Below are 24,781 nucleotides of genomic sequence, written 5' to 3' on the forward strand. Positions count from 1 at the left end.
GTTTTAATTATAATTCATTGAAATCATGAGATTAAAAATTGGCACGCCGGTTGCTCTGTTGAATCCCATCTTGTGTACCAGATGGAATTCAGCCGATGAGCGACCCTGTTGAAACGTGCGGTTTTACCCTCAGTGAATGGCAGCACCATTATCAAACCCGTCCGGCGGGTGAGCGCCTCGCCTGCGTCAGCGCGACGATCGAAACGCTGATCGCCGGGTTGAACCCGGACGATAACGCCTGGCTGTATCTCGCCACGCCGGCGCAGCGCGAGCAGCAGTATCGGCAGCTGGCGCAGTTGCTGGCGGCGGTCGACGGCGATCTCAGCCGCCTGCCGCTGTTCGGCGTGCCCTTCGCCATCAAAGACAATATCGACGTCGGCGGCTGGCCAACCAGCGCCGCCTGCCCGGCGTTCACCTATCAGGCTGCGGCGGACGCTACCGCGGTCGCCAACCTGCGCGCCGCCGGGGCGATCGCCCTCGGTAAAACCAACCTCGACCAGTTCGCTACCGGGTTGGTGGGCACCCGCTCACCTTATGGCGCGGTGGTCAACAGCTTCGACAGCCGCTACGTCAGCGGCGGTTCCAGTTCCGGCTCCGCCTCGGTGGTGGCGCGCGGCCTGGTGCCGTTCGCGCTGGGCACCGACACCGCCGGTTCGGGGCGCGTGCCCGCCGGGTTCAACAACATCGTCGGGCTGAAGCCGACCAAGGGCCGGTTGTCCAACCGCGGCGTGGTGCCGGCCTGCCGGTTGAACGATACGGTGTCGGTCTTCGCGCTGACGGTGGCCGATGCGGCGCAGGTGGCGGAACTGGCGAGCGGCTTTGACGCGGCAGATCCGTATTCCCGCCCCGATCCGCATACCGCGCCGGCGGATATTCCCGCCGCGCCGCGTTTCGCCATCCCCGCCCAACTGGAGTTTTTCGGTGACGTTCAGGCCGAGCGGGCGTTTCACCGCGCGCTGGCGCAGCTGCAGGCGGGCGGCGCCACGCTGGAACCCCTCGATTTCGCGCCGTTTCGCACCCTGGCGGAACAGCTGTATTACGGCCCCTGGGTGGCGGAGCGCACGGTGGCGATTGAGCAGGTGCTGGAAGCGAGCCCACAGGCTATCGACCCGGTGGTGCGCGGCATCGTCGGCAACGGCCTGAGCTACAGCGCCTGCGACGCCTACAAGGCGGAATACCTGCGCGCCGAGCTGGCGCGGCAAATTGCCCAGCGGCTGGCGCCGTTCGACGCGCTGGTGGTGCCGACCGCGCCCACTATCCGCACCCTGGCGGAGATGGCGCAGGAGCCGGTGCTGTTCAATTCGCAGTTCGGCACTTACACCAATTTCACCAACCTGGCCGATCTGAGCGCGCTGGCGCTGCCGGGGCCGCTGCGCGAAGACGGGCTGCCGGCGGGCATCACCCTGATTGCGCCCGCCTGGCATGACCGGGCGCTGGCGGCGTTTGGCCTGCGCTGGCAACGGCAAAGCGCCTTACCGCTCGGGGCTACCGGCCGGGCATTGCCGCCGCAGCCCGTGCCGGCCCCGTCTGCGGGACATGTGCGTCTGGCGGTAGTGGGCGCTCACCTCAGCGGTATGCCGCTCAACGTCCAGCTGACGCAGCGCGACGCGGTGCGGGTGGAGCAAACCGTCACCGCCCCCTGTTACCGCCTCTACGCGCTGGCCGATACCGAGCCGCCGAAGCCGGGGCTGGCGCGCGTGGCGCAGGGAGCGGCGATCCGTCTTGAGCTGTGGGACATCCCGCTGGCCCGTTTCGGCGAGTTTGTGGCGGAAATCCCGGCGCCCTTGGGCATCGGCACGCTGCTGCTGGCGGACGGCCGGCGGGTGAAGGGGTTTATCTGCGAAGCCTGGGCGCTGGAAGGCGCCACGGATATCACTGAGTTTGGCGGCTGGCGCGACTATCTCGCCAGCCTTAAGGGGCACGAACATGTTTAATACCGTACTGATCGCTAACCGCGGCGAAATCGCCTGCCGCGCCATTCGCACCCTGAAACGCCTGGGCGTCACCAGCGTGGCGGTTTATTCCGACGCCGACCGCAATGCGCCGCACGTCACCGAAGCCGACAAGGCAGTGGCGCTCGGCGGCGACAAGGCCGCCGACAGCTACCTGCGCATCGACAAGATCCTTGTGGCCGCCACCGCCACCGGCGCGCAGGCGATCTACCCCGGTTACGGCTTTTTGTCCGAGAGCGCCGAGTTTGCCGAAGCCTGCGAGGCGGCGGGCATCGCCTTTATCGGCCCGACGGCGGCGCAGATCCGCGAGTTCGGCCTCAAGCACCGGGCGCGCGAGCTGGCGGCGTTGGCCGGGGTGCCGATGACGCCGGGCACCGGCTTGCTGGAGAGCGTTGAGCAGGCGGTTACCGCCGCCGCGCGCATCGGCTACCCGGTGATGCTGAAAAGCACCGCCGGCGGTGGCGGCATCGGCCTGACGCGCTGTGACGACGAGGCGGCGCTGCGCGACGCGTACGACAGCGTCAAACGGCTGGGAGAACAGTTCTTCCGCGACGCCGGCGCCTTTATCGAACGCTTCGTCGATCGCGCGCGCCACGTCGAGGTACAGATTTTCGGCGACGGCCAGGGGCGGGTGGTAGCGCTCGGCGAGCGCGATTGCTCGCTGCAGCGCCGCAACCAAAAGGTGGTGGAAGAAACCCCGGCGCCACACTTGCCGGCGGCGACCCGCCAGGCGCTGCATCGGGCGGCGGTGGCGCTGGGCGAGTCGGTGAATTACCGCAGCGCCGGCACCGTGGAATTCATTTACGACGCCGCGCGCGACGAGTTTTACTTCCTGGAAGTGAACACCCGCTTACAGGTCGAGCACCCGATCACCGAGATGGTCACCGGCCTGGATCTGATCGAAGGCATGCTGCAGGTGGCGGCGGGCGACGCGCTGGATTGGGCGGCGCTGCAACGCGCGCCGCAGGGCGTGGCGATCGAAGTGCGCCTCTACGCCGAAGATCCGCTGAAAAACTTCCAGCCCAGCCCCGGTGTGCTGACCGAGGTGCATTTCCCCACCGACGTGCGCCTCGACGGTTGGGTGGCGACCGGCAGCGAAGTCTCGGCGTTTTACGACCCGATGATCGCCAAGCTGATCGTGCACGGCGCGGATCGGGCGCAGGCGCTGGAAAAACTGCGCGTGGCGCTGGCGGCGACCCGTTTGCACGGCATCGCCACCAACCTCGATTATCTGCGGCAGGTGATCGCCACGCCGCAATTTCAGCGCGGCGACGTTTGGACGCGTCTGCTGGACGATGTGCGTTTCCAGCCGCACTGCCTCGAAGTGCTGCAACCCGGCACCTACAGCAGCGTGCAGGATTATCCCGGCCGCCTCGGCTATTGGGACATCGGCGTGCCGCCGTCCGGCCCGATGGACGACTTCGCGTTCCGGCTGGCCAACCGCATCGTCGGCAACCACCCGGCGGCCGCCGGGCTCGAGTTTACCCTGCAGGGGCCGACGTTGCGCTTTCACTGCGACGCCACCATCGCGCTGACGGGTGCCAGCTGCCCGGCCGATTTGGACGGCGAAGCGGTCGCTTACTGGCGGCCGATCGCGGTGCGGGCCGGGCAGGTGCTGACGCTGGGGCGCGCCACGCACGGCTGCCGCACCTATCTGGCGGTACGCAACGGCTTTGACGTGCCGGTGTATCTCGGCAGCCGTTCCACCTTTGCGCTGGGCCAGTTCGGCGGGCATGCCGGGCGCACCCTGCGCGTGGCGGACATGCTGGCGATCGCTCAACCGGCGCTGGCTGCCAGCACCACGCCGGCGCCGATCGCCGCGCCGCAGGCGATGGACGACAGCCTGATCCCGTACTACGGCGACCAGTGGCACATCGGCGTGCTGTACGGTCCGCACGGCGCGCCGGACTTTTTCACTGCCGAATCAATAGAGGCCTTCTTCGCCACCGACTGGCAGGTGCATTACAACTCCAACCGCCTCGGCGTGCGCCTGGCGGGGCCGAAGCCCGAATGGGCGCGGGAGGACGGCGGCGAAGCCGGTTTGCATCCTTCCAACGTGCACGACTGCGAGTACGCCATCGGTGCAATCAACTTCACCGGCGATTTCCCGGTGATCCTGACCCGCGACGGGCCCAGCCTCGGCGGCTTCGTCTGCCCGGTGACCATCGCCAAGGCCGAGCTGTGGAAAGTGGGGCAGGTGAAGCCGGGCGACCGCATCCGGTTCCATCCGATCGGCTTTCGCCAGGCGCAGTCGCTGGAGCAGGCGCAGCTTGGCAGCATCGAAGCGCTGGCGGCGGTGAAGGCCATCACCCTGCCGCCGCCGGATCTGGCCCCGGCGGAGACCGTTTCCGCCGCGGTGCTGGCGGCGCTGCCGGCGGCGGAAGGGCGCCCGGCGGTGGCGTATCGCCAGGCGGGGGACGGTTACATTCTGATGGAGTACGGCGACAACGTGCTCGATCTGGCGCTGCGGCTGCGCATCCATCTGCTGATGCAGTCGCTGCGAGAGGAGGCGATACCGGGCGTGGCAGAGCTGGCGCCGGGCGTGCGTTCGCTGCAGATCCGCTACGACAGCCGACAGATTAGCCAGGTCGACCTGCTGCAGCGCCTGCTGGCGCGCGAACGGGCGCTGGGGGACGTCAGCCGCCTGAAGGTGCCGACGCGCACCGTCTGGCTGCCGATGGCGTTCGAGGATTCGGCCACGCTGGGCGCGGTGGATCGCTATCAGCAGACGGTGCGCGCTTCGGCGCCCTGGCTGCCGAACAACGTCGATTTTATCCAGCGCATCAACGGCCTGAGCCAACGCGAGCAGGTGCGCGACATTCTGTTCGACGCCAGCTACCTGATCCTCGGTCTGGGAGACGTTTACCTCGGCGCGCCCTGCGCGGTGCCGCTCGATCCGCGCCATCGCCTGCTGAGCTCCAAATATAACCCGGCGCGCACCCACACCGCCGAAGGGACGGTCGGCATCGGCGGCATGTACATGTGCATCTACGGCATGGATTCGCCGGGCGGCTACCAGCTGGTGGGGCGCACGCTGCCGATCTGGAACAAATTCCTCAAAAACCCGCAGTTCACCGCCGGTGAGCCCTGGCTGCTGCGCTTCTTCGATCAGGTGCGCTTCTACCCGGTCAGCGAGCAAGAACTGGACGAGCAGCGCGAAGCGTTCCGCGAAGGGCGCATGCAGGTGCGCATCGAAGAGAGCGAATTCGACTTCGCCGCCTACACCGATTTCCTGGCCGACAACGCCGAGGCGATCGCCGACTTCCAGCATCGCCAGCAGCAGGCGTTCAGCGCCGAAGTGGCGCGCTGGCGCAGCGATGACGACGAGGCCGAGGCGCAGCTGTTGCCGCCGGAGGAAGAAGACGCCATCGACGGCGATCTGGTCAGCGCCGATCTGAACGGCAGCGTGTGGAAGATCCTGGTGGAGCCGGGGCAGGCGGTGGCGGCCGGTCAGCCGCTGATCGTGGTCGAGGCGATGAAGATGGAGCTGGCGGTCACCGCGCCGCGCGCCGGGATCGTCAAACGCATCAGCTGCCGGCAGGGGCGGCCGGTCGGGCCGGGCGACGCCCTGCTGTGGCTGGAAAAAGCGGTCTGAACGGAGGGGCGATGATGCAAATCACCAACGGGGAGCACAAGGCGCGGCCGGAGGGGCTGGCGGAGCGCATTTATCTGCAGCTCAAGGCCGACATCTTCGAGTTTCGCCTGCTGCCGGGCGATCGCTTCAGCGAAAGCGACGTGGCGCAGCGCATGGCGGCCAGCCGCACGCCGGTGCGTCAGGCGCTGTTTCGGCTCGAGCGCGAAGGCTATGTCGAGGTGCTGTTTCGCAGCGGCTGGCAGGTGCGGCCGTTCGACTTCGCCTACTTCGAAGAGCTGTACGACCTGCGCATCGTGCTGGAACAAGAGGCGGTGAAACGGCTGTGCGAATGGCCGGCCGGGGAAACGCCGGCCGCGCTGGCGGCGCTGAACCGTTTTTGGACCGAAGCGCCGCGTCTGGCGGACGGCCAGGCGGTGTCGCAGCACGATGAGCAGTTTCATCAGGCGTTGGTGGCCGCGGCGGGCAACGGCGAGATGGCGCGCATTCACCGCGAGCTGACCGAAAAGATCCGCATCATTCGCCGGCTGGATTTCACCCAGCAGGCGCGGGTGGACGCCACCTACCGCGAACACGCCGCCATTTTGCAGGCGATCCTGCAGCGGCAAAGCGAGGCGGCGCAAGCGCTGCTCGGCGAGCATATCGCCGTCAGCAAGGCAGAGGTACGAAAAATAACGCTGCACATGTTGCATCAGGCGCGGGCCCAGCAGCCCGCGCGCTCGGCGCAACGATTTTGATTTCACACACATCAGGAGTTTGAACTATGCAACGTCGTCGTTTTATCAAAGCTTTTTCGCTGTCCGCCGCCGCGATCGGCCTGGGCCTGGCCTGGAGCGCGCAGGCCGCCGACACCATCAAGGTCGGCATTCTGAGTTCGCTCTCCGGCACCATGGCGATTTCCGAGACGCCGCTGAAGGATGTGGCGCTGATGACCATTGACGAGATCAACGCCAAAGGCGGGGTGCTCGGTAAAAAGCTGGAGCCGGTGGTGGTGGATCCGGCCTCCAACTGGCCGCTGTTCGCCGAGAAGGCGCGCCAGCTGCTGAGCCAGGACAAGGTGGCGGCGGTGTTCGGCTGCTGGACCTCGGTGTCGCGCAAGTCGGTGCTGCCGGTGTTTGAGGAGCTGAACGGGCTGCTGTTCTACCCGGTGCAATACGAAGGCGAAGAGATGTCGCCGAACGTGTTCTATACCGGCGCGGCGCCGAACCAGCAGGCGATCCCGGCGGTGGAATACCTGCTGAGCGAGGACGGCGGCGGCGCCAAGCGCTTCTTCCTGCTGGGCACCGATTACGTCTATCCGCGCACCACCAACAAGATCCTGCGCGCCTTCCTGCACAGCAAAGGCGTGCAGGACAAGGATATTGAAGAGGTCTACACGCCGTTCGGTTACAGCGATTACCAGACCATCGTCGCCAACATCAAGAAGTTTGCCGCCGGCGGCAACACGGCGGTGATCTCCACCATCAACGGCGACTCCAACGTACCGTTCTACAAAGAGCTGGCCAACCAGGGCGTCAAGGCCACCGACGTGCCGGTGATCGCCTTCTCGGTCGGCGAGGAAGAGCTGCGCGGCATCGATACCCAACCGCTGGTGGGCAACCTGGCGGCCTGGAACTACTTCGAATCGCTGGATAACCCGACCAACAAGCAGTTTGTCAGCCAGTGGAAAGCCTACGCCAAGGCGCACAACCTGCCGAATTACGCCACCGCGGTCACCAACGATCCGATGGAGGCCACCTACGTCGGCCTGCACATGTGGGCGCAGGCGGTGGAAAAGGCCGGCACCACCGACGTCGATAAGGTGCGCGCGGCGATGGCCGGGCAAACCTTCGCCGCGCCGTCGGGCTTCACGTTGACCATGGACCAGACCAACCACCATCTGCACAAGCCGGTGATGATCGGCGAGATCGAGGGCAACGGCCAGTTCAACGTGGTGTGGCAGACCGAAGCGCCGGTGCGCGCACAGCCGTGGAGCCCGTATATCGCCGGCAACGACAAGAAGCCGGATTACCCGGTGAAGGGCGGCAAGTAACGTCACTCAGCGCCGGCGCGGCCCAACGCCCGCCGGCCCAACAGAAGAGGCAGCTGATGCAATCTCCGTTTTTATCTTCTCTGCGCGTCGGGCTGTGGCTGCTGTGCGCCTGGCCCCTGCTGGCGCAGGCCGGGCCGGCCGATGAGTTTGCGGCGGCCAACCGTGCGCAGCAGGCCAAACTGCTGCAGGCCTGGGCGGCCGAGCCGGACGCCGCGCGCCTGCCGCTGCTGCAGGGGCTGCAGCAGGAAACCGTGGCGATCGACGGGGCGAAGCGCGCCTTTATCCGCCAGGGCGATCGCTATCTGCCGCTCGAGGGCGAGGCGGCCCCGGTTGGCGAACCGAAGAAGGTGTGGCTGAACAACCGGCTGCGCATTCTGATCGCTAACGCATTGTCGGCGCAGCGGCTGGTTAGCGCGGACGCGGCGGTGCGGCTGCAGGCGGCGAGCGCACTGCAGCGCGAAGCGAATGGCGAGCAGCTGCCGCTGTTGGCCCGGCAGCTGGCGCGGGAAACAGACCCGCAGGTGCATCAGGCGCTGAGCCTGGCGCTGGCTAACCTGCAGCTGGCCGACGGCAATCCGCAGGTGCGTTTCAATGCGGTGCGGCTGTTGGGCGAATCGGGCAAGCCGGAAACCCGCGCGCGGCTGCAAGCGTTGACCGACGCCGCCCACGAGCCGGACGCCGCGGTGCGCGCCGAGGCGCAACGCAGCCTGCAGCAGGTGCAGCATCGCCTGATGATCGGCGATCTGCTCGGCCAGGCGTTCAGCGGCCTGTCGCTCGGTTCGATCCTGCTGCTGGCGGCGCTCGGGCTGGCGATCACCTACGGCCTGCTCGGCGTCATCAATATGGCGCACGGCGAAATGCTGATGCTCGGCGCCTATTCCGCCTACCTGGTGCAGGGGCTGTTTCAGCAGTTTGCGCCGCAGTGGCTGGCGCTCTACCCGCTGGTGGCGCTGCCGGTGGCGTTCGCCATCACCGCCGGGATCGGCATGCTGCTTGAGCGCACGGTGATCCGCCACCTGTACGGCCGGCCGCTGGAGACCCTGCTGGCCACCTGGGGCATCAGCCTGGTGTTGATCCAGCTGGTGCGGGTGCTGTTCGGGGCGCAGAACGTGGAGGTCGCCAACCCGGCGTGGCTGTCGGGCGGCGTGCAGCTGCTGCCGAACCTGGTGCTGCCGTGGAACCGCATCGCGGTGATCGCGTTCGTGCTCTTGGTGCTGGCGATGACCTGGCTGCTGCTGAACAAGACCCGGCTCGGCATGAACGTGCGCGCGGTGACGCAAAACCGCGCGATGGCGGCCTGCTGCGGCGTGCCCACCGGGCGGGTGGACATGCTGGCCTTCGGGTTGGGATCCGGCATCGCCGGGCTCGGCGGGGTGGCGCTGTCGCAGTTGGGCAACGTCGGGCCGGAGCTGGGGCAAGGCTACATCATCGATTCGTTCCTGGTGGTGGTGCTCGGCGGCGTCGGCCAGCTGGCGGGGACGGTGGCGGCGGCTTTCGGCCTCGGCATCGTCAACAAGATCCTCGAGCCGCAGATCGGCGCCGTGTTGGGCAAGATCCTGATCCTGGTGCTGATCGTTCTGTTTATTCAAAAGCGTCCGCAGGGGCTGTTCGCCCTCAAGGGCAGGGTGATTGACTGATGAGCCAACCATTGACCGTAACCGGCGTGCAGAAAGCGCCCCGGCTGGCGTTGAGCATCGGCGGGCTGGCGTTGTTGGCGCTGCTGGTGATGCCGTTCATGACGCTGTTGCCGGCGGATCATCCGCTGGCGGTGTCCACCTATACCCTGACGCTGGCGGGCAAGATCCTGTGCTACGCGGTGGTGGCGGTGGCGCTCGATCTGGTATGGGGCTATGCCGGGCTGCTGTCGCTCGGCCACGGGCTGTTCTTCGCGCTCGGCGGCTACGCCATGGGCATGTACCTGATGCGGCAGGCGGCGGGCGACGGGCTGCCGGCGTTTATGGCGTTCCTCTCCTGGAATGAGCTGCCGTGGTTCTGGAGCGGCACCCAGCATTTCGCCTGGGCGCTGTGCCTGATCGTGCTGGTGCCGGGCCTGCTGGCCTTCCTGTTCGGCTACTTCGCCTTCCGCTCGAAAATCAAAGGGGTGTATTTCTCGATCATGACCCAGGCGCTGACCTATGCCGGCATGCTGCTGTTCTTTCGCAACGAAACCGGTTTCGGCGGCAATAACGGCTTTACCGGTTTCACCACGCTGCTCGGCTTTCCCATCACCGCCGCCGGCACGCGGGTGGCGCTGTTTCTGGCGACGGTGCTGCTGCTGGCCGCCAGCCTGGCCATCGGCTTTGCGCTGGCGCGCAGCAAGTTCGGCCGGGTGCTGACCGCGGTGCGCGATGCGGAAAACCGGCTGACCTTCTGCGGCTACGATCCGAAGGGCTTCAAGCTGTTCGTCTGGACGCTGTCGGCGGTGCTGTGCGGGCTGGCCGGCGCGCTCTATGTGCCGCAGGTCGGCATCATCAACCCCGGCGAAATGTCGCCGACCAACTCGATCGAGGCCGCCATCTGGGTGGCGCTCGGCGGGCGCGGCACGCTGGTGGGGCCGCTGCTCGGCGCCGGCATCGTCAACGGCGCCAAGAGCTGGTTCACCATGGCCATTCCCGAATACTGGCAGTTCTTCCTCGGCCTGATGTTTATCGTCGTCACGCTGTTTCTGCCCAAAGGGGTGATCGGCCTGCTGCGCCGGAGGAAAACCTCATGAAAGCGATGCAAGTGACCGACGAGCTGTTTACCCACCCGCTGCCGGCGGATAAATACCGGCAGCAAACCGATCCGGTGCTGCAGCTCGACAACGTCAACGTCAGCTTCGACGGTTTTCGCGCGCTGACCGATCTGTCGCTGCGCATTGGCGTCGGCGAACTGCGCTGCGTGATCGGCCCCAACGGTGCCGGTAAGACCACGCTGATGGATGTGATCACCGGCAAGACCCGGCCGGACAGCGGCAGGGTGTTTTACGATCAGACCGTCGATCTGACCCGGCTGGCGCCGATGCAGATCGCCCACGCCGGCATCGGCCGCAAGTTTCAAAAACCGACGGTGTTCGAGGCGCTGACGGTGTTCGAAAATCTGGAGATCGCGCAGAAAACCCGCAAATCGGTGTGGGCCTGCCTGCGCGCTCGCCTGAGCAGCGAACAGCGCGACCGCATCGACGAGATGTTGAAGACCCTGCGGCTGGGGCATGAACGCCACCGGCCCGCCGGGCTGCTGTCCCACGGGCAGAAACAGTTTCTCGAGATCGGCATGTTGCTGGTGCAAGAACCGCACCTGCTGCTGCTCGACGAACCGGCGGCCGGCATGACCGACGCCGAAACCGACTACACCGCCGAACTGTTCCGCGAGCTGGCGGGCAAGCATTCGCTGATGGTGGTGGAACACGATATGGGGTTTGTGGAAACCATCGCCGATCGCGTGACGGTGCTGCACCAGGGGCAGGTGCTGGCGGAAGGATCGCTGGCCCAGGTGCAGGCCGATGAACGGGTGATTGAGGTATATCTGGGGCGCTGAGGAGGCGTAACGATGCTGCAGGTAGAGGAATTGAATCAGTATTACGGCGGCAGCCACATTCTGCGCGGCCTGTCGTTCGAGGCGCGCATCGGCGAGGTGACCTGCCTGCTGGGGCGCAACGGCGTGGGCAAGACCACGCTGCTGAAATGCCTGATGGGGCTGGTCCCGGCGCGCAGCGGCAGCGTCCGCTGGCAGGGCGAAACCATCACCGGTAAAAAACCGCATCAGCGGGTGCAGGCGGGCATCGCCTATGTGCCGCAGGGGCGGGAGATTTTCCCGCGTCTGACGGTGGAGGAAAATCTGCTGATGGGGCTGGCGCGTTTTTCCGGCGCCGCCGCACGCACGGTGCCGGATCCGATCTATGACTTGTTTCCGGTGCTGCGGCAAATGAAGGATCGGCGCGGCGGCGATCTCTCCGGTGGGCAGCAGCAGCAGCTGGCGATCGGCCGGGCGCTGGCCTGCCGGCCGCAGCTGCTGATCCTCGACGAGCCGACGGAAGGGATCCAGCCTTCGGTGATCAAGGAGATCGGCGCGGTGATCAAGCAGCTGGCGGCGAAGGGCGATATGGCGATCCTGCTGGTGGAACAGTTCTATGACTTTGCCGCCGATCTGGCGGACAGCTATCTGGTGATGTCGCGCGGCAGCATCGTGCAGCGCGGCGCCGGCAGCAATATGGAACAGGACGGCGTACGCGGGCTGGTGGCGATTTGACGTTGGATCAGCTGAAAAAGGATCGGCTGAGCGGATCGCGGGAATGATGCAGCACTCTGATGATATTCACCTCCCACCTGTGCTGTCGAAAATAAATCAGGTGGTTGGCGACGGGCAATACCCATAGGCCGGGGCCGATTTCATCGAGGTTTCTGCCGAGTTGGTGGTGGCTAAGGTTATCGAAAGCCTGATGCAGGCGGCGCAGATAATCTTCGGCCACCTGTAAGCCAAAGCGCGCCAACCCGTAAAAATAGATCTCTTCCATATCGTCCAACGCTTTTGGACGAATGGTTACTTTTCTGCGCATCCTTTTGCTTTGCTCCGTATTCTTTCCATGAACACATCACGATCCCATTCGACGGCCTCACCGCTGTTTTCTCCTTCGGCGATCAAGCGCCTAAGCTCTTCCAGTTTTGAGGTGGCGGTACGTTCGCGCAAGGTGCGCACCGATTCGCGGATGACTTCACTGGGCGTGCGGTAATCGCCGCTGGCCACCAGGTCTTCGACGAAGCTACGCAGTTCGTCACCCAGATCTACCGTTAATGTTCTGCCCATTGTTCCTCCTCACTTTCGGCTATGCTGCGTCATTGTAAGATTAGTTCTTACATTGTGCACGTCAAACTCTCAGGATCTCAATAGCGGTCCCGTCATGAGGGCGGGAGTCACCCGTTTATTCATTAAGGATAACCATGAACGAAATCACTGTGTCACGCCTCGGTTGCATCGTCCTGTCCCTGTTTCCGGCCCTGTGGGGGCTGTTCAGCCTGTTGAACAATACGGCGGATTTCGCCGGCACCGCGCGCAATGCGGTGGGCCCGCTGCTCGCCATGCAGGATACCTATCAGACGCCGGGGTTGATGTGGCGCGCGATCAGCGCCGACTGGGCCTGCATGTTGGGGTTGGCTGTCATCACCACGCTGGAAACGCTGGCCGGCCTATTCGCGGCCGCAGGCGTGGTGCTGATGATCGGGCGATTGAAAGGCTCTTACGCCGCCTTCGCCAAGGGTAAAGCCTGGGCGATGCTGGGGGCGATTTGCGCAATTGCGGTGTGGGGCGTCGGCTTTATGGTGGTCGCCGGCGACTGGTTTATGGCCTGGCAGGCCAAGAAGGATCCGCTGGCGGTGCAGCTGGGGGCGCTGATCTACCTGGCGCCCAATGCGTTTGCCTTGCTGTTCCTGATGCTGCAGCGGGAGCCGCGCTAAACGACGGCGGAGCGGGGCGCGGTTACAGCGCCTTGCTCATCGTCCAAAGTTCGATGGCACCCTGTTCGCTGGTGTATTGGGCCTCGCCACATACGGCCAGGCCCTGCCGCTGATAAAAGCGCTGGGCGTCGGCGTTCTGTTTCAGCACTTCCAGCCACAGCAGGGGCTGCCGGCGTTCGACGGCCTGCCGCTGCACCTGTTCGAAAAATTGTCGGCCGAAACCGCGCCCGGCGTAATCCGGCAGGAAGTAGATCTTTTGCAGTTCGGCGCCGCGCCGTTGGGTGGCGGCCAACAGGCTGTCGAAGTTCACGCGCGCATAGCCGACCAGGGCGTCATCCTCATAGGCCAACAGCCAGCACACGTCGGGATTGCGCAGTGTCCGCTCCAGCGCGGAAATGGAAAAATCCTCGGCCAGAAAGGCCTCCAGCTCGTGCGGGTAGCGCCACAGCTCACCGAAGTGCGCGCGATAGGTGCGGATGCCGATATCGCGCACCTGCGTTAAATCTTCCAGCAATGCCTGACGGACGGTGAACATCTGTGCCCCTTTGAGTAAGAAAAATTACAGCCGTTGTTCCAGATGCCGGTGGGGCACCATCGCCTGGTGCAGAATGGCAAGAACGGTGATGCCGGCAGGGCGGCTGCGGTAGTAGATCCTATGGCTGGCGTAAGGAAAACTGCGTATCTCTTCGCCCAGATCGTGAAAGTGTGCCTTACCCGCTTCCGGCATATCCGCCAGATGATGCATGACCTCTCTCAACTGCTCAAGATAGCGGTGAGATTGCGCTTTGCCCCAGTGCTCGACGGTGAAATGACGAATAGCCAACAGATCTTGTTGGGCTTGCGGGGTGAGGCGAAACGCGGGCATATCAGTCGGTTTCGTCGGTGAGCAGACGGTTGAAGAAGGCATCGCCGTCTACCGCCTTACCGGCGTCTTCCTCGGCGGTAGCCTGCGCGATTTTTTGCTGCAGCGCGCGTAATTTGAGATCTTCCAGCGCCTGGTAGTCTTCTACCGACATGACGACGGCGACCGGTTTGCCGTTGCGATTGATTTGCACCGGCTCACGCTGCGCCTTGAGCAGCAAATCGCCGAATTGGGTTTTGGCCTCGTTCGCGCTGAGTGCGTACATTTAATCGCTCCAGTTAATTAAATCATTCGATTTAACCATTATACGGTGCGATGGAAAAACAACCAATATTATTCCGGCGGGCAGGTTTCGTTGGACAGATGTCGCGGCGTTTCACGGCGAAAACCCAGGCCGATGATGCGGCCGAACAGGCGCGGCAGCCAGCGGCTGTTGCCGACGCGGGCGATCAGGCGCGAACCGCCCGCCGCGCGGCGTTCGCCCGGCTTGCGCTGGCTCATTTTGATCTGCAAAAACTGGATGGCACGGGTGGGGAATTCGCGCCGGCGCTGCACGCTCAGCAGATGCTTCAGCTGCAGCCGATGCTGGCGCAGCGGCGGGATCAGGGCGTTGGCGGCGGCCACCGCGTCCTGAATCGCCAGGTTGACGCCCACGCCGCCGATCGGCGACATGGCGTGCGCGGCGTCGCCGATGCACAGCACCCCCGGTTTGGCCCAGCGATCCAGACGATCGATGCGGATGCTCAGCAGCTTCACCTGATCCCACTCGACGATCTCCTGCAGGCGATCGTCCTGGAATGGCGCCACCTCGGCGAGGTGCAGCAAAAATTTCTCCAGGCCGCTGCGGCGGATCGCGTCGAAGCTGCCTTTATCGATCGAGTAGCCGCACTGCCAGTAGTCGCCGCGGTCGATCATGATGAAGTTCTGCTTCGGCCCGGTATGGCCCATCGACCAGGCCGGATCGCCCGGCTGCTTGCTGAGCTTCATCCACAATACGTCGCGCGGGGCGCCGAAGGAGCGGCTGCTGAGCGCCGCCTGTTCGCGCACCACCGAGTTGCGGCCGTCGGTGCCGATCACCAGCTGGCTGCGCACGCGGATCGGGCCTTCCGGCGTGTTGGCCAGCACGCCGCATACCTGGCCGCGGTCGTAGAGCAGCTGATGAACCTGCGTCGAGGTGAGCAGCCTGAAATGGGGGAATGCGGCGGCCTGCTGTGCCAAAAAGCTGAGGAACTCCCACTGCGGCATAAAGGCGATAAATTTGCAGCGCGTCGGCAGGCGAGTGAAATCCGCCAGCTTAATGTCGCGCCCGGCGACTTCGGCGTGCAGGGATTCGGCGCGCTGGTGTGGCAGCGTCAGCAGTTCGTCGAGCAGGCCCAGCTGGTGCATGACTTCCAGCGTCGACGGGTGAATGGTGTCACCGCGAAAATCGCGCAGGAAGTCGGCGTGCTTCTCCAGCACCGTCACGTCGATCCCCGCCCGCGCCAGCAGATAGCCGAGCATCAGCCCGGCGGGGCCGCCCCCCACGATGCAGCAGGTGGTGGCGTAAGGTGTGATCGGTGATGACGGCATGGCGGTTGACCCCGGAGAGCGGCCCGCATCCCGCGAACCGCAAATGAATGTTTAGTGTTGATAATGATTATCAATATCAAGTTTAGCTGTCAACCCGCGGCGCAGTGTGGTCAAAGGGGGCGGACAGATGGCCGACGCGGAACAGCTGGCCGTTTTGCACAGGGGACTGCGGCGGTTCACGCCATAAATCCAGCCGCACTAATCGCCAGTCGGCGGGGTCGAATGCCACGATGGAGGCCAGCGCGCCGGGGGCCGCCTGCTGTTGCTGACGCAGCGCAGGCAGATCGCTGTAGGGGGCGATAATCTGCTCCTGACAGGTCGCCCAGGCGGCCTCGGTCAGATGAGGACGATCGAAATGCGCCAGCCACGGCAGCCAATGATTGACGCGTGGCCAGCCGAATGCCTGGCTGAGCCCCCTGAAACCTTCGCCGGTCAGGAAGTCGCTCATGCCGGCGCTGCTGTTCCACAGGTAGAAGGGGGCGTAGAGGTTCTCGGCGCTGCCTTCGCTGCGCTGCGCGTACAGATAGGCTTTGACGATCAGCTGCGGGCAGGCGTCGAGCCGGTGGCCGAAATCGGCGATGCGGCGGCGGACGATCGCCATGTCGTAATCGGCGGGCAGGGTGAAACGGTATTGCATCGCGAGCATAAGGATTCTCCGGAAAGACATTGACCGGGAGAGCGTGACACGCCATCTTTATCAGTAAAATCGGTATTATTTTGATTGATGATTCAGAAAATCAGGATGGTCAGCATGGGGCGAATAACGTTCGATCTCGAGGATTTGCGCAGCTTCGTTACCGGCGTCGAACTGGGCAGCTTTGCCAAGGCCGCTGAACGGTTAGGGCGCTCGACTTCAGCGGTCAGCGCCCACCTGAAAAAGCTGGAACAACAGGTCGGCGCGCCGATCCTGCGCAAGTCCGGGCGCGGCATGGTGATGACCGAGGCGGGGGAAACCCTGCTCGGCTACGCGCGCCGTCTGCTGGAGCTCAATGACGAAGCCGCCGCCGCGGTGCGCGGGTTGGATCTGCAGGGCACGGTGCGGCTGGGGCTGCAGGAGGATTTCGGCGAAACGTTTCTGCCGCAGGTATTGGGCAGCTTCGCGCGCGCCAATCCGAAGGTGCGCATCGAGGCGCGCATCGCCCGCAATGCCGAGCTGATCGACTGGGTGCTGAAAGGCCAGCTGGATCTGTCGCTGGCGTGGGATGGCGGTTTGAGCACGCCGTTTCATCAGGCGCTGGGGCAGCGGCAGCTGCACTGGATCGCCTCGCCCGGCTTCGCGCTGGCGCCCTGGCGGGAAGGGGATGAGCCGCTTTCGCTGGTGATGTTCGACGCGCCTTGCCTGATGCGCAGCGCGGCGACGCAGGCGCTGGATCGCGCCGGCATTCCCTGGCGCATTGCCTTTACCAGCCGCAGCCTGAACGGCATTTGGGCGGCGGTGAATGCCGGGTTGGGCGTTACGGTGCGGGCCGCGGCGGGTTTGCCGCCTGGCCTGGCGCCGCTGGCGCCCGAACTGCTGCCCGCTCTCGGTCAGCTCGGCGTGGTGCTGCACCGCGCCGAGGATCAGCCTTCCGCCGCCGTGCAGCGGCTGGCGCAGATCGTGGTCGAGCGGATCGGCACTTAATCTTTAGCGATGGGCTGCTTGCCGCTCAGCTGGCCCCATTCGCTCCAGGCGCCGTCATACAGCTTGACCTGCGGCGCGCCGAGCGACAGCAGGCCGAACGCCAGCACGGCTGCCGTCACGCCGGAGCCGCAGCTGGTGATGATCGGCCCGTTGATGTCCACGCCCTTGTCGCTGAAGGTTTGGCGCAGCGCCTCCAGCGATTTGAAGCGGCCGTTCTCCAGCAGCTCGCCGTACGGAATGTTGATGCTGCCGGGAATATGGCCGCGGTGCAGGCCGGGGCGCGGCTCCGGCGCTTCGGCATAAAAGCGCGGCGCGGCGCGCGCGTCGAGAATTTGCACCGGCGTGCCTAACGCCTGTTCCACTTGCCGCATATCCACCACCGCGTCGGCGTTGAACCGGGCGTTGAACGTCTGCGGCTCAGGCTGCGCCGGGCCGGTCTCCAGCGCTTGGCCCAGCGCGGTCCAGCCGTTCAGCCCTTCGTCCAGCACGTAAACATGCCGGGCGCCGAAATTGCGGAAGGTCCACCAGCCGCGCGGCGCGGAGAACTGGTTGCCCTCATCGTAAATCACCAGGGTATCGCGCTCGCTGATGCCCAGCTTGCCCACCGCCGCGCCAAACTCCGCCGCCGTCGGCAGCATGTGCGGCAGCGCGGTGTTTTTGTCCGCCACCTCGTCGATATCGAAATAGACCGCGCCAGGGATATGGCCGCGTTCGAACTCGGCAAGCATGTCTTTCTTCGGCGTCAGCCCGACCGGCGACATCCGGACGTCGATCACCACCAGATTTTCATCGTTGATATGCTGCGCAAGCCATTGGGGAGTCACCAGAAACGGAGAGTTCATCGTCATTGTTCGCCTGTTGTGAAAACGGATTTTCACTATACACCAGGCCGCGCGGGGATGAAGTATGATGTTCAGTCAAAGAGGATGGGCGGGGAGCGGAGAAAACATGACGGATCAGGCGTTTGGCGGGGCCAAGATCGCGCTGCTGTGCGACGATCGCTTGCTGGTTTACCAGCGGGACGACAAACCGGGCATTCCGTGGCCCGGCCAGTGGGATCTGCCCGGCGGCGGGCGGGAAAACGGCGAAACGCCGCTGCAGTGCGTGCAGCGGGAGACGCAGGAAGAATTCGGCGTGGCGATCGCCGAATGCCAGGTGACCTGGCGGCGGCGCTACGACGGCATCCTGCCCGGCTCCCCGCCGACCTGGTTTATGGCCGGCGACATCGCCCCGGCGCAGATCGCCGCCATTCGCTTCGGCGATGAAGGCCAGCGCTGGCAGATGATGCCGGTGGCGCAGTTTATTCACCATCCGCAGGGCATCGAACATCTGCGCCGCCGGGTGGCGGAGTTTTTGCTTCAGTCCGTCTGAGGTTGCAGCACGCCGCTCGGCATCAGCTGGTGGATGGTGGCGCCGACCCGCTGCACCGCTTGTTCGATCTCCGCCGTCAGCTTAGGTGCATAGTTGATGCGCAGGCAGTTGCGGTATTTGCCGGCGGCGGAAAAGATGCTGCCGACGGCGATCTGCACGCCCTGCGGCTCGAGATGGCGGTTCAGCCGCAGGGTGTCGAACGCCTCGTCCAGTTCGATCCACAGCATAAAGCCGCCGCGCGGCCGGCTGACGCGGGTGCCGGCCGGGAAGTGCTTCAGGATAAGGTCGGTCATGCGGTCGCGGTTCTGCTGGTAGCGGGCACGCATGCGCCGCAGGTGCTGCAGATAGTGCCCGCCGCGGATAAATTCGGCGATCGCCAGCTGCGGCTGGGTGGCGGTGGCGCCGGAGCCGATGAACTTCATGTGCAGCACCCGCTCCAGGTAGCGGCCGGGCGCGATCCAGCCCACCCGCAGCCCCGGCGCCAGCGTTTTGGAAAACGAGCTGCACAGCAGCACGCGGCCGTCTTCGTCGAACGACTTGATGGTGCGCGGCCGCGGGTAGTGATAGGCGATGTCGCCGTAGACGTCGTCCTCGATGATCGCCGCGTCGTGGCGCTGCGCCAGCGTCAGCAGCCGCTGTTTGTGGGCGTCGGGCATGATGTAGCCCAGCGGGTTATTGCAGTTGGGCGTCAGCAGGATGGCCTTGACCGGCCACTGTTCCAGCGCCATCTCCAGCGCCGCCAGGCTGACGCCGGTGAGCGGATCGGTGGGGATTTCCAGCGCCTTGATACCCAGGCCCTTCAGCGTCTGCATGGTGCCGTGGAAGCAGGGCGAGTCGACCGCCACGATGTCGCCGGGTTGGCAAACGGCGCGCAGCCCGGCGGAGATCGCTTCCTGGCAGCCGGTGGTGATCAGCAACTGATCGGGGCCGATTTGGCAGCCGGAATCCAGCAGCAGGCGGGCAACCTGCTCGCGCAGCGCGGCCACGCCCTGAATGCTGTCGTAGTACAGGCTGCGCAGGTCGCCGTGGCGGGCGGCGTTGCGCAGGGCGACAATCAGCGGTTTCATCGTCGGTTCGGCGATATCCGGCATGCCGCGCCCCAGCTGGATCAGGCCCTCGCGCGGCCGGCTGCGCACCAGCTCCAGCACCTGCTCCCATTGCGAAATGTCTACCGGCCGCTGCACCGGCGCCGTCATGGCGGGCAGCTCGGCCTGCGCGCGCTGCGTATGCACGAAGTAGCCCGACTTCGGCCGCGCTTCCACCAGGCGCTGTTCCTCGAGCAGTCGGTAGGCTTGCTGTACCGTACTGATGCTGACGCCGTGCTCCTGGCTCAGCGTGCGCACCGAAGGCAGGCGGTGGCCGGCCGGATACAGCCCTTGCTGAATACGTTGGCTGAGAATGGCGGCCAGGGTGGCGTAGCGTGTCATACAGAGGCCTCTTATCGGGATGAAGAATTAAAAAACCGGTACAGATGCTTTCAAAGTAAACCATTCAGCGGTTTTTTTGGCACAGCTGTATGAAAAAAATAGCGCCAGTGTGAATCTGTATTGTTTTTCTCCCGGCGAGCATGATGACTGCAACGTGAAAACATCAGGGAGAATAACAACATGGCTCTGTTTTCTGGTACGCCGCTGCGGCGCTCGGTCGGTTGGTCACGCTGGCATCTGTATCTGCTGCGGCACAGAACGAGAAAGGAGCTGTTACTGTTGAACGACAGGCAGCTGGCGGACATCGGCCTGACGCAGGTGGAAGCCCGGCGTGAAGGCTATAAACCGTTCTGGAAAGAATAAGGAAAACCGATGCTGAGAGTCTTGGGCAAGGCTTCATCGATCAACGTGCGCAAGGTGCTGTGGACCTGCCAGGAGCTGGGGCTGCCGCTGGCGCGGGAGGACTGGGGCAGCGGCTTCCGCTCCACGCAGGAGCCGGCGTTTCAGGCGCTGAACCCGAACGGCCTGGTGCCGGTGCTGATCGACGGCGAGCGGGTGCTGTGGGAGTCGAACACCATTTGCCGCTATCTGGCGGGGCGGGAAGGGCGCCGCGATCTGCTGCCGCAGGAACCCGGTGCGCGCGCGGCGGTGGAGATGTGGATGGACTGGCAGGCCACCGATCTGAACAGCGCCTGGCGCTATGTGTTCATGTCGCGGGTGCGAGGGCATGCAGATTATCAGGATGCCGCCAGCCTGGCCGCCGCCGAGCGTGAGTGGAACCGGCTGATGGGGCTGCTGGACAGGCATTTGGCGCAGCACGGCCCTTATGCCGCCGGCGCCGCCTTCACGCTGGCGGACGTGGTGCTGGGGCTGTCGCTGAATCGCTGGCTGATGACGCCGTTCGAGCGGCCGGATTATGCGGCGCTGGCGGCCTATCAGCAGCGCCTGCTGCAACGCCCCGGCTACGTGCAGCACGGCGCCAACGGTTTACCGTGATATGAAATAAACGGTTCATTTTATCTCACCCGGATACGGCAAGCCGTGTCTGGGCTTTCTGCGTTGCATCATCCCGTCAACGTTTCATGAACGGCATCACGAATATGAACTTTATTTTCCCGCGCGCTTGTTATTGAAATTTATATTCCATATAAACCCGTTATCAGACGGCGCGTTTCATTGAACGGCGCCTGGTTCTACGCAGGATTTCGATCACGGGAGAAAATGATGAAACAGGTACGCGTTGGGTTAATCGGCACCGGTTATATCGGGCGTTGTCACGCTATCGCTTATGCGCAGGCCCCCACGGTCTTTCCTCTGAAAGGGGAGCTGGTGCTGGAGATGCTGGCGGAAGTGACGCCCGAGCTGGCGGCGCAGCGTGCCGGCGAGTTCGGTTTTGCGCGTTCGACCGGCGATTGGCGGCAGCTGGTGGCCGATCCGGCGATCGACGTGGTGGACATCTGCGCGCCCAACTTCTTGCACAAAGAGATGGCGCTGGAGGCGATCCGCCACGGCAAGCACGTGTATTCGGAAAAGCCGCTGGCGCTGGACGCCGCCGACGCGGCGGAGATGGTGCAGGCCGCCCGCGCCAAAGGCGTGAAAACGCTGGTCGGTTTCAACTACATGAAGAACCCGACCAGCCAGCTGGCGCGCGAGATCATCGCCAACGGCGAAATCGGTGAGGTGGTGCATTTTTACGGCACCCACAATGAGGATTATCTGGCCGACCCGCGCACGCCGATTGACTGGCACTGCCGCCGCGCCAGCGCTGGGCTGGGTGCGTTGGGGGATCTGGCGGCGCATATCGTCAACATGGCGCACTACCTGGTGGGCGATATCGTGGCGGTCTCCGGCGATATGCAGACCGTGATCAAACAGCGCCCGGATCCGCAAGACCCGGCGCGCCTGCTGCCGGTGGAAAACGAAGATCAGGCCAGCGCGCTGCTGCGCTTCGCCGGCGGGGCGATGGGCACTCTCGAAACCTCGCGCATCGCCTGCGGGCGCAAGATGGGGCTGACCTATGTGGTCACCGGCACTAAAGGCACGCTGAGCTATACCCAGGAACGGATGGCGGAGCTGAAACTGTATCGGCACGATGAGCCGGCGGAGCGGCAGGGGTTCAAAACGCTGTTGGTAGGGCCGAAGCACCCGGACTACGCGGCGTTCTGCATCAGCGCCGGGCACGGCATCGGCTTTAACGATCAGAAGACGGTGGAGATCCGCGATCTGGTCAACGGCATCGCCGCGGGCGATCGCATGTGGCCGGACTTTGAAGAAGGCTGGAAGGTGTCTTGCGTGCTGGATGCGATAGCCGCCTCCGCCGAGCAGCGGCGCTGGCTGGAGATCAACCGCGATTGAAAATGAAATGGCGCTCTCTCGTGGACAGCGCCATTAATTTGTTATGTTGCTAACTTAATATCTTATTAAGCTAGTTACATAATAAGTTGCTGACCTGGCAACTTAGAACGAGAAGCACGAACAGCCGAACGCGCCCCAGAAGGCATTTTCATCCGACACCGGGATGCTGGAGCGGCGCGCAATGTCATGCTGATGTGCGTGTACGCCGCACGGGCCACAGCATTGGTGCGCCTGGCTCAGCACGCCGACTTTGGCTACCGCCGACGGCGGCGCGGAGCGGTAATGACCCGGCACCTGGGTAACCGGCGACCACTCCGGCAGCACCGGCAGCGGCGGCGGCGCCAGCGGCGAGAAGCTGCCGGCGGCGTAGACCACCTTGCCATCCACCACCGTCATCACCGACTCTATGCCTTTGATCTGCTCTTCCGGCACGCTGAAATAGTCCTGCGACAGCACCGCCACATCCGCCAGCTGGCCGACCTTGATCTGGCCTTTCTTGCCCTGTTCGGTGGAGAACCAGGCGCTGCCTTGCGTCCACAGCATCAGCGCCGTTTCGCGATCCAGCCGGGCGCTGTCGTCGTACATCGCCATGCCGCCGACGGTGCGGCCGGAAACCAGCCAGTACAGCGCCGTCCACGGGTTGTAGCTGGCGACGCGGGTGGCGTCGGTGCCCAGTCCGACCGGCAGCTCGGCCGTCAGCATTTTCGCCACCGGCGGCGTATGTTTGGTGGCTTCGATGCCGTAGCGGTCAGCGAAATACTCGCCCTGGAACGCCATGCGGTGCTGCACCGCAATGCCGCCGCCCAATGCCTTGACCCGCTCGATATTGCGCTCGGTAATGGTTTCGGCGTGGTCGAACAGCCAGTGCAGCCCGTTGAACGGAATGTCGCGGTTCACCTTCTCGAACACGTCCAGCATGCGGCTGATGGACTCGTCATAGGTGGCGTGCAGGCGGAACGGCCAGCGGTGCTCGACCAGATGACGCACCACCCGCTCCAGCTCGTCTTCGGTGCCCGGCGGCAGATCCGGGCGCGGCTGCAGGAAGTCTTCGAAGTCGGCGGCGGAGAACACCAGCATCTCGCCGGCGCCGTTGTGGCGATAGAAGTCGGTACCCTGACCCGGCTTGAGCATGTCGGTCCACAGCTCGAAGTCTTCCAGCTCCTGCTTCGGCCGCTGGGTGAACAGGTTATAGGCGATGCGGATGGTCAGCTGCTTTTTCTCGTGCAGCTCGGCGATCACCTGATAATCCTCCGGGTAGTTCTGGAAGCCGCCGCCGGCGTCGATGGCGCTGGTGAGGCCCAGACGGTTCAGCTCGCGCATAAACTGGCGGGTGGAATTAACCTGCTGTTCCAGTGGCAGCTTCGGCCCTTTCGCCAGCGTGGCGTACAGGATCATGGCGTTGGGCTTGGCGATCAGCATGCCGGTCGGGTTGCCGTTGGCGTCGCGCTGGATCTCGCCGCCCGGCGGGTTCGGCGTGTCTTTGGTGTAGCCGACCACCTTCAGCGCCGCGCGGTTGAGCAGCGCGCGATCGTAGAGGTGCAGTATGAACACCGGCGTGTCCGGCGCCGCCTGGTTGATCTCGTCCAGCGTCGGCATGCGGCGCTCGGCGAACTGGAATTCGGTCCAGCCGCCGACCACCCGTACCCACTGCGGGTTCGGCGTGCGCAGCGCCTGTTCTTTCAACATGCGCAGGGCGTCGGCCAGCGAAGGCACGCCTTCCCAGCGCAGCTCCAGGTTATAGTTCAGGCCGCCGCGGATCAGGTGCAGGTGCGAGTCGTTCAGGCCTGGAATAGCGGTATGGCCATGCAGGTCGATCACCTGGGTTTCCGGCCCGGCGTGCTGCATGACTTCGCTTTCGCTACCGACCGCCAGAAACTTGCCGTCGCGGATGGCGACCGCCTGTGCGGTGGGATTTTGGCGATCGACGGTGTGAAACTTGCCGTTGGTGATGATCAATGAAGCGTGGTGGTTCATAACATTCTCCCGGCGAACCGCCTAGCGGCGGGTCAGCCATTGATGAAAAACGCGAGTCACGATAGGCATCCACAGGTACACCACCAGGGCGACCACGGTGGCGTCATTGAGAAAATGGCCGAGCAGCGAGCCGTCCAGCTGCGGCAGCACCAACCCCCAAAACCAGGGCACCAGATTGGTGGAAGGGAAAATCACCAGCAGGGTGATGATGAACTGCTTCCACTGGGGCGGCTGGCGCACGCCGGGGTTGGGCGGGGTAAACCAGAACTCCGCGCCGGGGCGGATCTCGATATGGTCGCTCTCCAGCAGCAGCGGGGTGACTTCTTCGATGTATTGCTTGCGCAGCGGCGAGTGGATCCAGCGGTACAGGTTGTCGAGGTTGTCGAAGCGGACCAACACCGTATAGGCCTGTTCGTCGCCGGAAGGGCGAATCACGTTGACGCCCAAATGGCCGGGGAAGCCCGCGGCGTCGGGCATGATGCGGTTCAGCCAGGCCTCATAGGCCTGCTCGTTCCCCGGCGCCAAACGGTGGGTGATCACCAGCGTGACATGCTGCGGATGGGCCATAAAACCGACTCCTGAAAATACCCCGGCGCA

The 24,781-nt window shown here is 64.5% G+C and carries 25 protein-coding genes; 14 read left to right on the forward strand and 11 right to left on the reverse strand.

Going from position 1 to position 24,781, the window contains the following annotated elements; translation table 11 throughout:
• Positions 1 to 95: 95 nt before the first annotated feature.
• The 8 genes from atzF to urtE are packed head-to-tail and all read left to right on the forward strand — an operon-like array spanning position 96 to position 11,803.
• The gene (atzF, locus tag V8N38_RS06835; protein ID WP_147839586.1) at positions 96 to 1,934 is read left to right on the forward strand and encodes an allophanate hydrolase; all 1,839 of its coding nucleotides are present in this window, start codon (positions 96 to 98) and stop codon (positions 1,932 to 1,934) included.
• Positions 1,927 to 5,547, forward strand: coding sequence for an urea carboxylase (gene uca, locus V8N38_RS06840; protein ID WP_147839585.1), 3,621 nt, complete (start codon positions 1,927 to 1,929; stop codon positions 5,545 to 5,547). The genes atzF and uca overlap by 8 nt, the downstream gene beginning before the upstream one ends.
• A gap of 14 nt (positions 5,548 to 5,561) precedes the next feature.
• Entirely contained in the window at positions 5,562 to 6,281 is a 720-nt protein-coding gene (locus tag V8N38_RS06845) for a GntR family transcriptional regulator (RefSeq protein WP_084827869.1), read from the forward strand.
• 26 nt (positions 6,282 to 6,307) lie between these two features.
• Positions 6,308 to 7,576, forward strand: coding sequence for an urea ABC transporter substrate-binding protein (gene urtA / locus V8N38_RS06850; RefSeq protein ID WP_102984085.1), 1,269 nt, complete (start codon positions 6,308 to 6,310; stop codon positions 7,574 to 7,576).
• Positions 7,577 to 7,632: 56 nt separating this feature from the next.
• Positions 7,633 to 9,213, forward strand: a complete 1,581-nt coding sequence (gene urtB, locus V8N38_RS06855; protein WP_147839584.1) for an urea ABC transporter permease subunit UrtB — start codon at positions 7,633 to 7,635, stop codon at positions 9,211 to 9,213.
• Positions 9,213 to 10,289: an urea ABC transporter permease subunit UrtC gene (gene urtC, locus V8N38_RS06860; protein ID WP_016928582.1), complete on the forward strand. Its 1,077-nt coding sequence runs from the start codon at positions 9,213 to 9,215 to the stop codon at positions 10,287 to 10,289. The genes urtB and urtC overlap by 1 nt, the downstream gene beginning before the upstream one ends.
• Entirely contained in the window at positions 10,286 to 11,092 is an 807-nt protein-coding gene (gene urtD, locus V8N38_RS06865; protein WP_015377102.1) for an urea ABC transporter ATP-binding protein UrtD, read from the forward strand. The genes urtC and urtD overlap by 4 nt, the downstream gene beginning before the upstream one ends.
• Positions 11,093 to 11,104: 12 nt before the next feature.
• Positions 11,105 to 11,803: an urea ABC transporter ATP-binding subunit UrtE gene (urtE, locus tag V8N38_RS06870; RefSeq protein ID WP_049201010.1), complete on the forward strand. Its 699-nt coding sequence runs from the start codon at positions 11,105 to 11,107 to the stop codon at positions 11,801 to 11,803.
• A gap of 7 nt (positions 11,804 to 11,810) precedes the next feature.
• Here the strand turns inward: urtE and V8N38_RS06875 are convergent, their stop codons facing one another.
• Positions 11,811 to 12,110 carry a type II toxin-antitoxin system RelE/ParE family toxin gene (locus tag V8N38_RS06875; RefSeq protein WP_147839583.1) on the reverse strand — a complete coding sequence of 100 codons (300 nt, stop codon included), beginning with the start codon at positions 12,108 to 12,110 and terminating at the stop codon, positions 11,811 to 11,813.
• A complete protein-coding gene (locus V8N38_RS06880) occupies positions 12,095 to 12,358 on the reverse strand; it encodes a type II toxin-antitoxin system ParD family antitoxin (protein ID WP_123894195.1) in 264 nt (87 codons plus the stop codon). The genes V8N38_RS06875 and V8N38_RS06880 overlap by 16 nt, the downstream gene beginning before the upstream one ends.
• Positions 12,359 to 12,492: 134 nt before the next feature.
• On the opposite strand from V8N38_RS06880, the gene V8N38_RS06885 reads away from it, so the two are divergent.
• Positions 12,493 to 13,005 (forward strand): DUF2165 family protein, encoded by a 513-nt coding sequence (locus V8N38_RS06885; protein ID WP_147839582.1) that lies wholly within the window; start codon positions 12,493 to 12,495, stop codon positions 13,003 to 13,005.
• A gap of 22 nt (positions 13,006 to 13,027) precedes the next feature.
• On the opposite strand, the gene V8N38_RS06890 is transcribed toward V8N38_RS06885, so the two are convergent.
• The 5 genes from V8N38_RS06890 to V8N38_RS06910 all read right to left on the reverse strand — a co-directional run bounded on the left by V8N38_RS06890 (position 13,028) and on the right by V8N38_RS06910 (position 16,082).
• Entirely contained in the window at positions 13,028 to 13,540 is a 513-nt protein-coding gene (locus tag V8N38_RS06890) for a GNAT family N-acetyltransferase (RefSeq protein ID WP_147839581.1), read from the reverse strand.
• Positions 13,541 to 13,564: 24 nt separating this feature from the next.
• Complete coding sequence (locus V8N38_RS06895; RefSeq protein WP_047568680.1) at positions 13,565 to 13,870, reverse strand: type II toxin-antitoxin system RelE/ParE family toxin; 306 nt, start codon at positions 13,868 to 13,870, stop codon at positions 13,565 to 13,567.
• Position 13,871: 1 nt separating this feature from the next.
• Complete coding sequence (locus V8N38_RS06900) at positions 13,872 to 14,132, reverse strand: type II toxin-antitoxin system Phd/YefM family antitoxin (RefSeq protein ID WP_033637606.1); 261 nt, start codon at positions 14,130 to 14,132, stop codon at positions 13,872 to 13,874.
• Between the two features lie 68 nt (positions 14,133 to 14,200).
• Positions 14,201 to 15,436, reverse strand: coding sequence for an FAD-dependent oxidoreductase (locus tag V8N38_RS06905; protein ID WP_147839580.1), 1,236 nt, complete (start codon positions 15,434 to 15,436; stop codon positions 14,201 to 14,203).
• A gap of 82 nt (positions 15,437 to 15,518) precedes the next feature.
• The gene (locus V8N38_RS06910; protein WP_060421144.1) at positions 15,519 to 16,082 is read right to left on the reverse strand and encodes a DUF4865 family protein; all 564 of its coding nucleotides are present in this window, start codon (positions 16,080 to 16,082) and stop codon (positions 15,519 to 15,521) included.
• 105 nt (positions 16,083 to 16,187) lie between these two features.
• On the opposite strand from V8N38_RS06910, the gene V8N38_RS06915 reads away from it, so the two are divergent.
• Positions 16,188 to 17,057 (forward strand): LysR substrate-binding domain-containing protein, encoded by an 870-nt coding sequence (locus tag V8N38_RS06915; protein ID WP_147839579.1) that lies wholly within the window; start codon positions 16,188 to 16,190, stop codon positions 17,055 to 17,057.
• Here the strand turns inward: V8N38_RS06915 and sseA are convergent.
• A complete protein-coding gene (gene sseA, locus V8N38_RS06920; protein ID WP_089185679.1) occupies positions 17,054 to 17,899 on the reverse strand; it encodes a 3-mercaptopyruvate sulfurtransferase in 846 nt (281 codons plus the stop codon). The genes V8N38_RS06915 and sseA overlap by 4 nt on opposite strands.
• A gap of 106 nt (positions 17,900 to 18,005) precedes the next feature.
• Here sseA and V8N38_RS06925 point away from each other — a divergent pair, with 106 nt between their 5' ends.
• A complete protein-coding gene (locus V8N38_RS06925; RefSeq protein ID WP_060421150.1) occupies positions 18,006 to 18,428 on the forward strand; it encodes an NUDIX hydrolase in 423 nt (140 codons plus the stop codon).
• On the opposite strand, the gene V8N38_RS06930 is transcribed toward V8N38_RS06925, so the two are convergent.
• Positions 18,416 to 19,855, reverse strand: coding sequence for a PLP-dependent aminotransferase family protein (locus V8N38_RS06930; RefSeq protein ID WP_147839578.1), 1,440 nt, complete (start codon positions 19,853 to 19,855; stop codon positions 18,416 to 18,418). The two genes, V8N38_RS06925 and V8N38_RS06930, sit on opposite strands and share 13 nt — an antisense overlap.
• A 180-nt stretch (positions 19,856 to 20,035) precedes the next feature.
• Between V8N38_RS06930 and V8N38_RS06935 the strand changes: the two genes are divergently transcribed.
• From V8N38_RS06935 to V8N38_RS06945, 3 genes are all read left to right on the forward strand, one after another.
• The gene (locus tag V8N38_RS06935; RefSeq protein WP_060440430.1) at positions 20,036 to 20,218 is read left to right on the forward strand and encodes a DUF1127 domain-containing protein; all 183 of its coding nucleotides are present in this window, start codon (positions 20,036 to 20,038) and stop codon (positions 20,216 to 20,218) included.
• Between the two features lie 9 nt (positions 20,219 to 20,227).
• Positions 20,228 to 20,851: a glutathione S-transferase family protein gene (locus tag V8N38_RS06940; RefSeq protein ID WP_147839577.1), complete on the forward strand. Its 624-nt coding sequence runs from the start codon at positions 20,228 to 20,230 to the stop codon at positions 20,849 to 20,851.
• Positions 20,852 to 21,079: 228 nt separating this feature from the next.
• Positions 21,080 to 22,210 (forward strand): Gfo/Idh/MocA family protein, encoded by a 1,131-nt coding sequence (locus tag V8N38_RS06945; protein ID WP_049200982.1) that lies wholly within the window; start codon positions 21,080 to 21,082, stop codon positions 22,208 to 22,210.
• A gap of 102 nt (positions 22,211 to 22,312) precedes the next feature.
• On the opposite strand, the gene V8N38_RS06950 is transcribed toward V8N38_RS06945, so the two are convergent.
• Positions 22,313 to 24,184, reverse strand: coding sequence for an amidohydrolase (locus tag V8N38_RS06950; protein WP_087762157.1), 1,872 nt, complete (start codon positions 24,182 to 24,184; stop codon positions 22,313 to 22,315).
• A 21-nt stretch (positions 24,185 to 24,205) separates the two neighbouring features.
• Positions 24,206 to 24,751: an antibiotic biosynthesis monooxygenase gene (locus V8N38_RS06955; RefSeq protein WP_147839576.1), complete on the reverse strand. Its 546-nt coding sequence runs from the start codon at positions 24,749 to 24,751 to the stop codon at positions 24,206 to 24,208.
• Positions 24,752 to 24,781 lie beyond the last annotated feature (30 nt).

The sequence above is a fragment of the Serratia nevei genome (assembly GCF_037948395.1).
Taxonomy (GTDB): Bacteria; Pseudomonadota; Gammaproteobacteria; order Enterobacterales; family Enterobacteriaceae; genus Serratia; species Serratia nevei.

Bases quoted from the DNA above. Each gene is read 5' to 3' on its own strand.
- atzF (WP_147839586.1), top strand. From the start codon at position 96: ATGAGCGACCCTGTTGAAACGTGCGGTTTTACCCTCAGTGAATGGCAG.
- uca (WP_147839585.1), top strand. From the start codon at position 1,927: ATGTTTAATACCGTACTGATCGCTAACCGCGGCGAAATCGCCTGCCGC.
- V8N38_RS06845 (WP_084827869.1), top strand. From the start codon at position 5,562: ATGCAAATCACCAACGGGGAGCACAAGGCGCGGCCGGAGGGGCTGGCG.
- urtA (WP_102984085.1), top strand. From the start codon at position 6,308: ATGCAACGTCGTCGTTTTATCAAAGCTTTTTCGCTGTCCGCCGCCGCG.
- urtB (WP_147839584.1), top strand. From the start codon at position 7,633: ATGCAATCTCCGTTTTTATCTTCTCTGCGCGTCGGGCTGTGGCTGCTG.
- urtC (WP_016928582.1), top strand. From the start codon at position 9,213: ATGAGCCAACCATTGACCGTAACCGGCGTGCAGAAAGCGCCCCGGCTG.
- urtD (WP_015377102.1), top strand. From the start codon at position 10,286: ATGAAAGCGATGCAAGTGACCGACGAGCTGTTTACCCACCCGCTGCCG.
- urtE (WP_049201010.1), top strand. From the start codon at position 11,105: ATGCTGCAGGTAGAGGAATTGAATCAGTATTACGGCGGCAGCCACATT.
- V8N38_RS06875 (WP_147839583.1), bottom strand. From the start codon at position 12,110: ATGCGCAGAAAAGTAACCATTCGTCCAAAAGCGTTGGACGATATGGAA.
- V8N38_RS06880 (WP_123894195.1), bottom strand. From the start codon at position 12,358: ATGGGCAGAACATTAACGGTAGATCTGGGTGACGAACTGCGTAGCTTC.
- V8N38_RS06885 (WP_147839582.1), top strand. From the start codon at position 12,493: ATGAACGAAATCACTGTGTCACGCCTCGGTTGCATCGTCCTGTCCCTG.
- V8N38_RS06890 (WP_147839581.1), bottom strand. From the start codon at position 13,540: ATGTTCACCGTCCGTCAGGCATTGCTGGAAGATTTAACGCAGGTGCGC.
- V8N38_RS06895 (WP_047568680.1), bottom strand. From the start codon at position 13,870: ATGCCCGCGTTTCGCCTCACCCCGCAAGCCCAACAAGATCTGTTGGCT.
- V8N38_RS06900 (WP_033637606.1), bottom strand. From the start codon at position 14,132: ATGTACGCACTCAGCGCGAACGAGGCCAAAACCCAATTCGGCGATTTG.
- V8N38_RS06905 (WP_147839580.1), bottom strand. From the start codon at position 15,436: ATGCCGTCATCACCGATCACACCTTACGCCACCACCTGCTGCATCGTG.
- V8N38_RS06910 (WP_060421144.1), bottom strand. From the start codon at position 16,082: ATGCTCGCGATGCAATACCGTTTCACCCTGCCCGCCGATTACGACATG.
- V8N38_RS06915 (WP_147839579.1), top strand. From the start codon at position 16,188: ATGGGGCGAATAACGTTCGATCTCGAGGATTTGCGCAGCTTCGTTACC.
- sseA (WP_089185679.1), bottom strand. From the start codon at position 17,899: ATGAACTCTCCGTTTCTGGTGACTCCCCAATGGCTTGCGCAGCATATC.
- V8N38_RS06925 (WP_060421150.1), top strand. From the start codon at position 18,006: ATGACGGATCAGGCGTTTGGCGGGGCCAAGATCGCGCTGCTGTGCGAC.
- V8N38_RS06930 (WP_147839578.1), bottom strand. From the start codon at position 19,855: ATGACACGCTACGCCACCCTGGCCGCCATTCTCAGCCAACGTATTCAG.
- V8N38_RS06935 (WP_060440430.1), top strand. From the start codon at position 20,036: ATGGCTCTGTTTTCTGGTACGCCGCTGCGGCGCTCGGTCGGTTGGTCA.
- V8N38_RS06940 (WP_147839577.1), top strand. From the start codon at position 20,228: ATGCTGAGAGTCTTGGGCAAGGCTTCATCGATCAACGTGCGCAAGGTG.
- V8N38_RS06945 (WP_049200982.1), top strand. From the start codon at position 21,080: ATGAAACAGGTACGCGTTGGGTTAATCGGCACCGGTTATATCGGGCGT.
- V8N38_RS06950 (WP_087762157.1), bottom strand. From the start codon at position 24,184: ATGAACCACCACGCTTCATTGATCATCACCAACGGCAAGTTTCACACC.
- V8N38_RS06955 (WP_147839576.1), bottom strand. From the start codon at position 24,751: ATGGCCCATCCGCAGCATGTCACGCTGGTGATCACCCACCGTTTGGCG.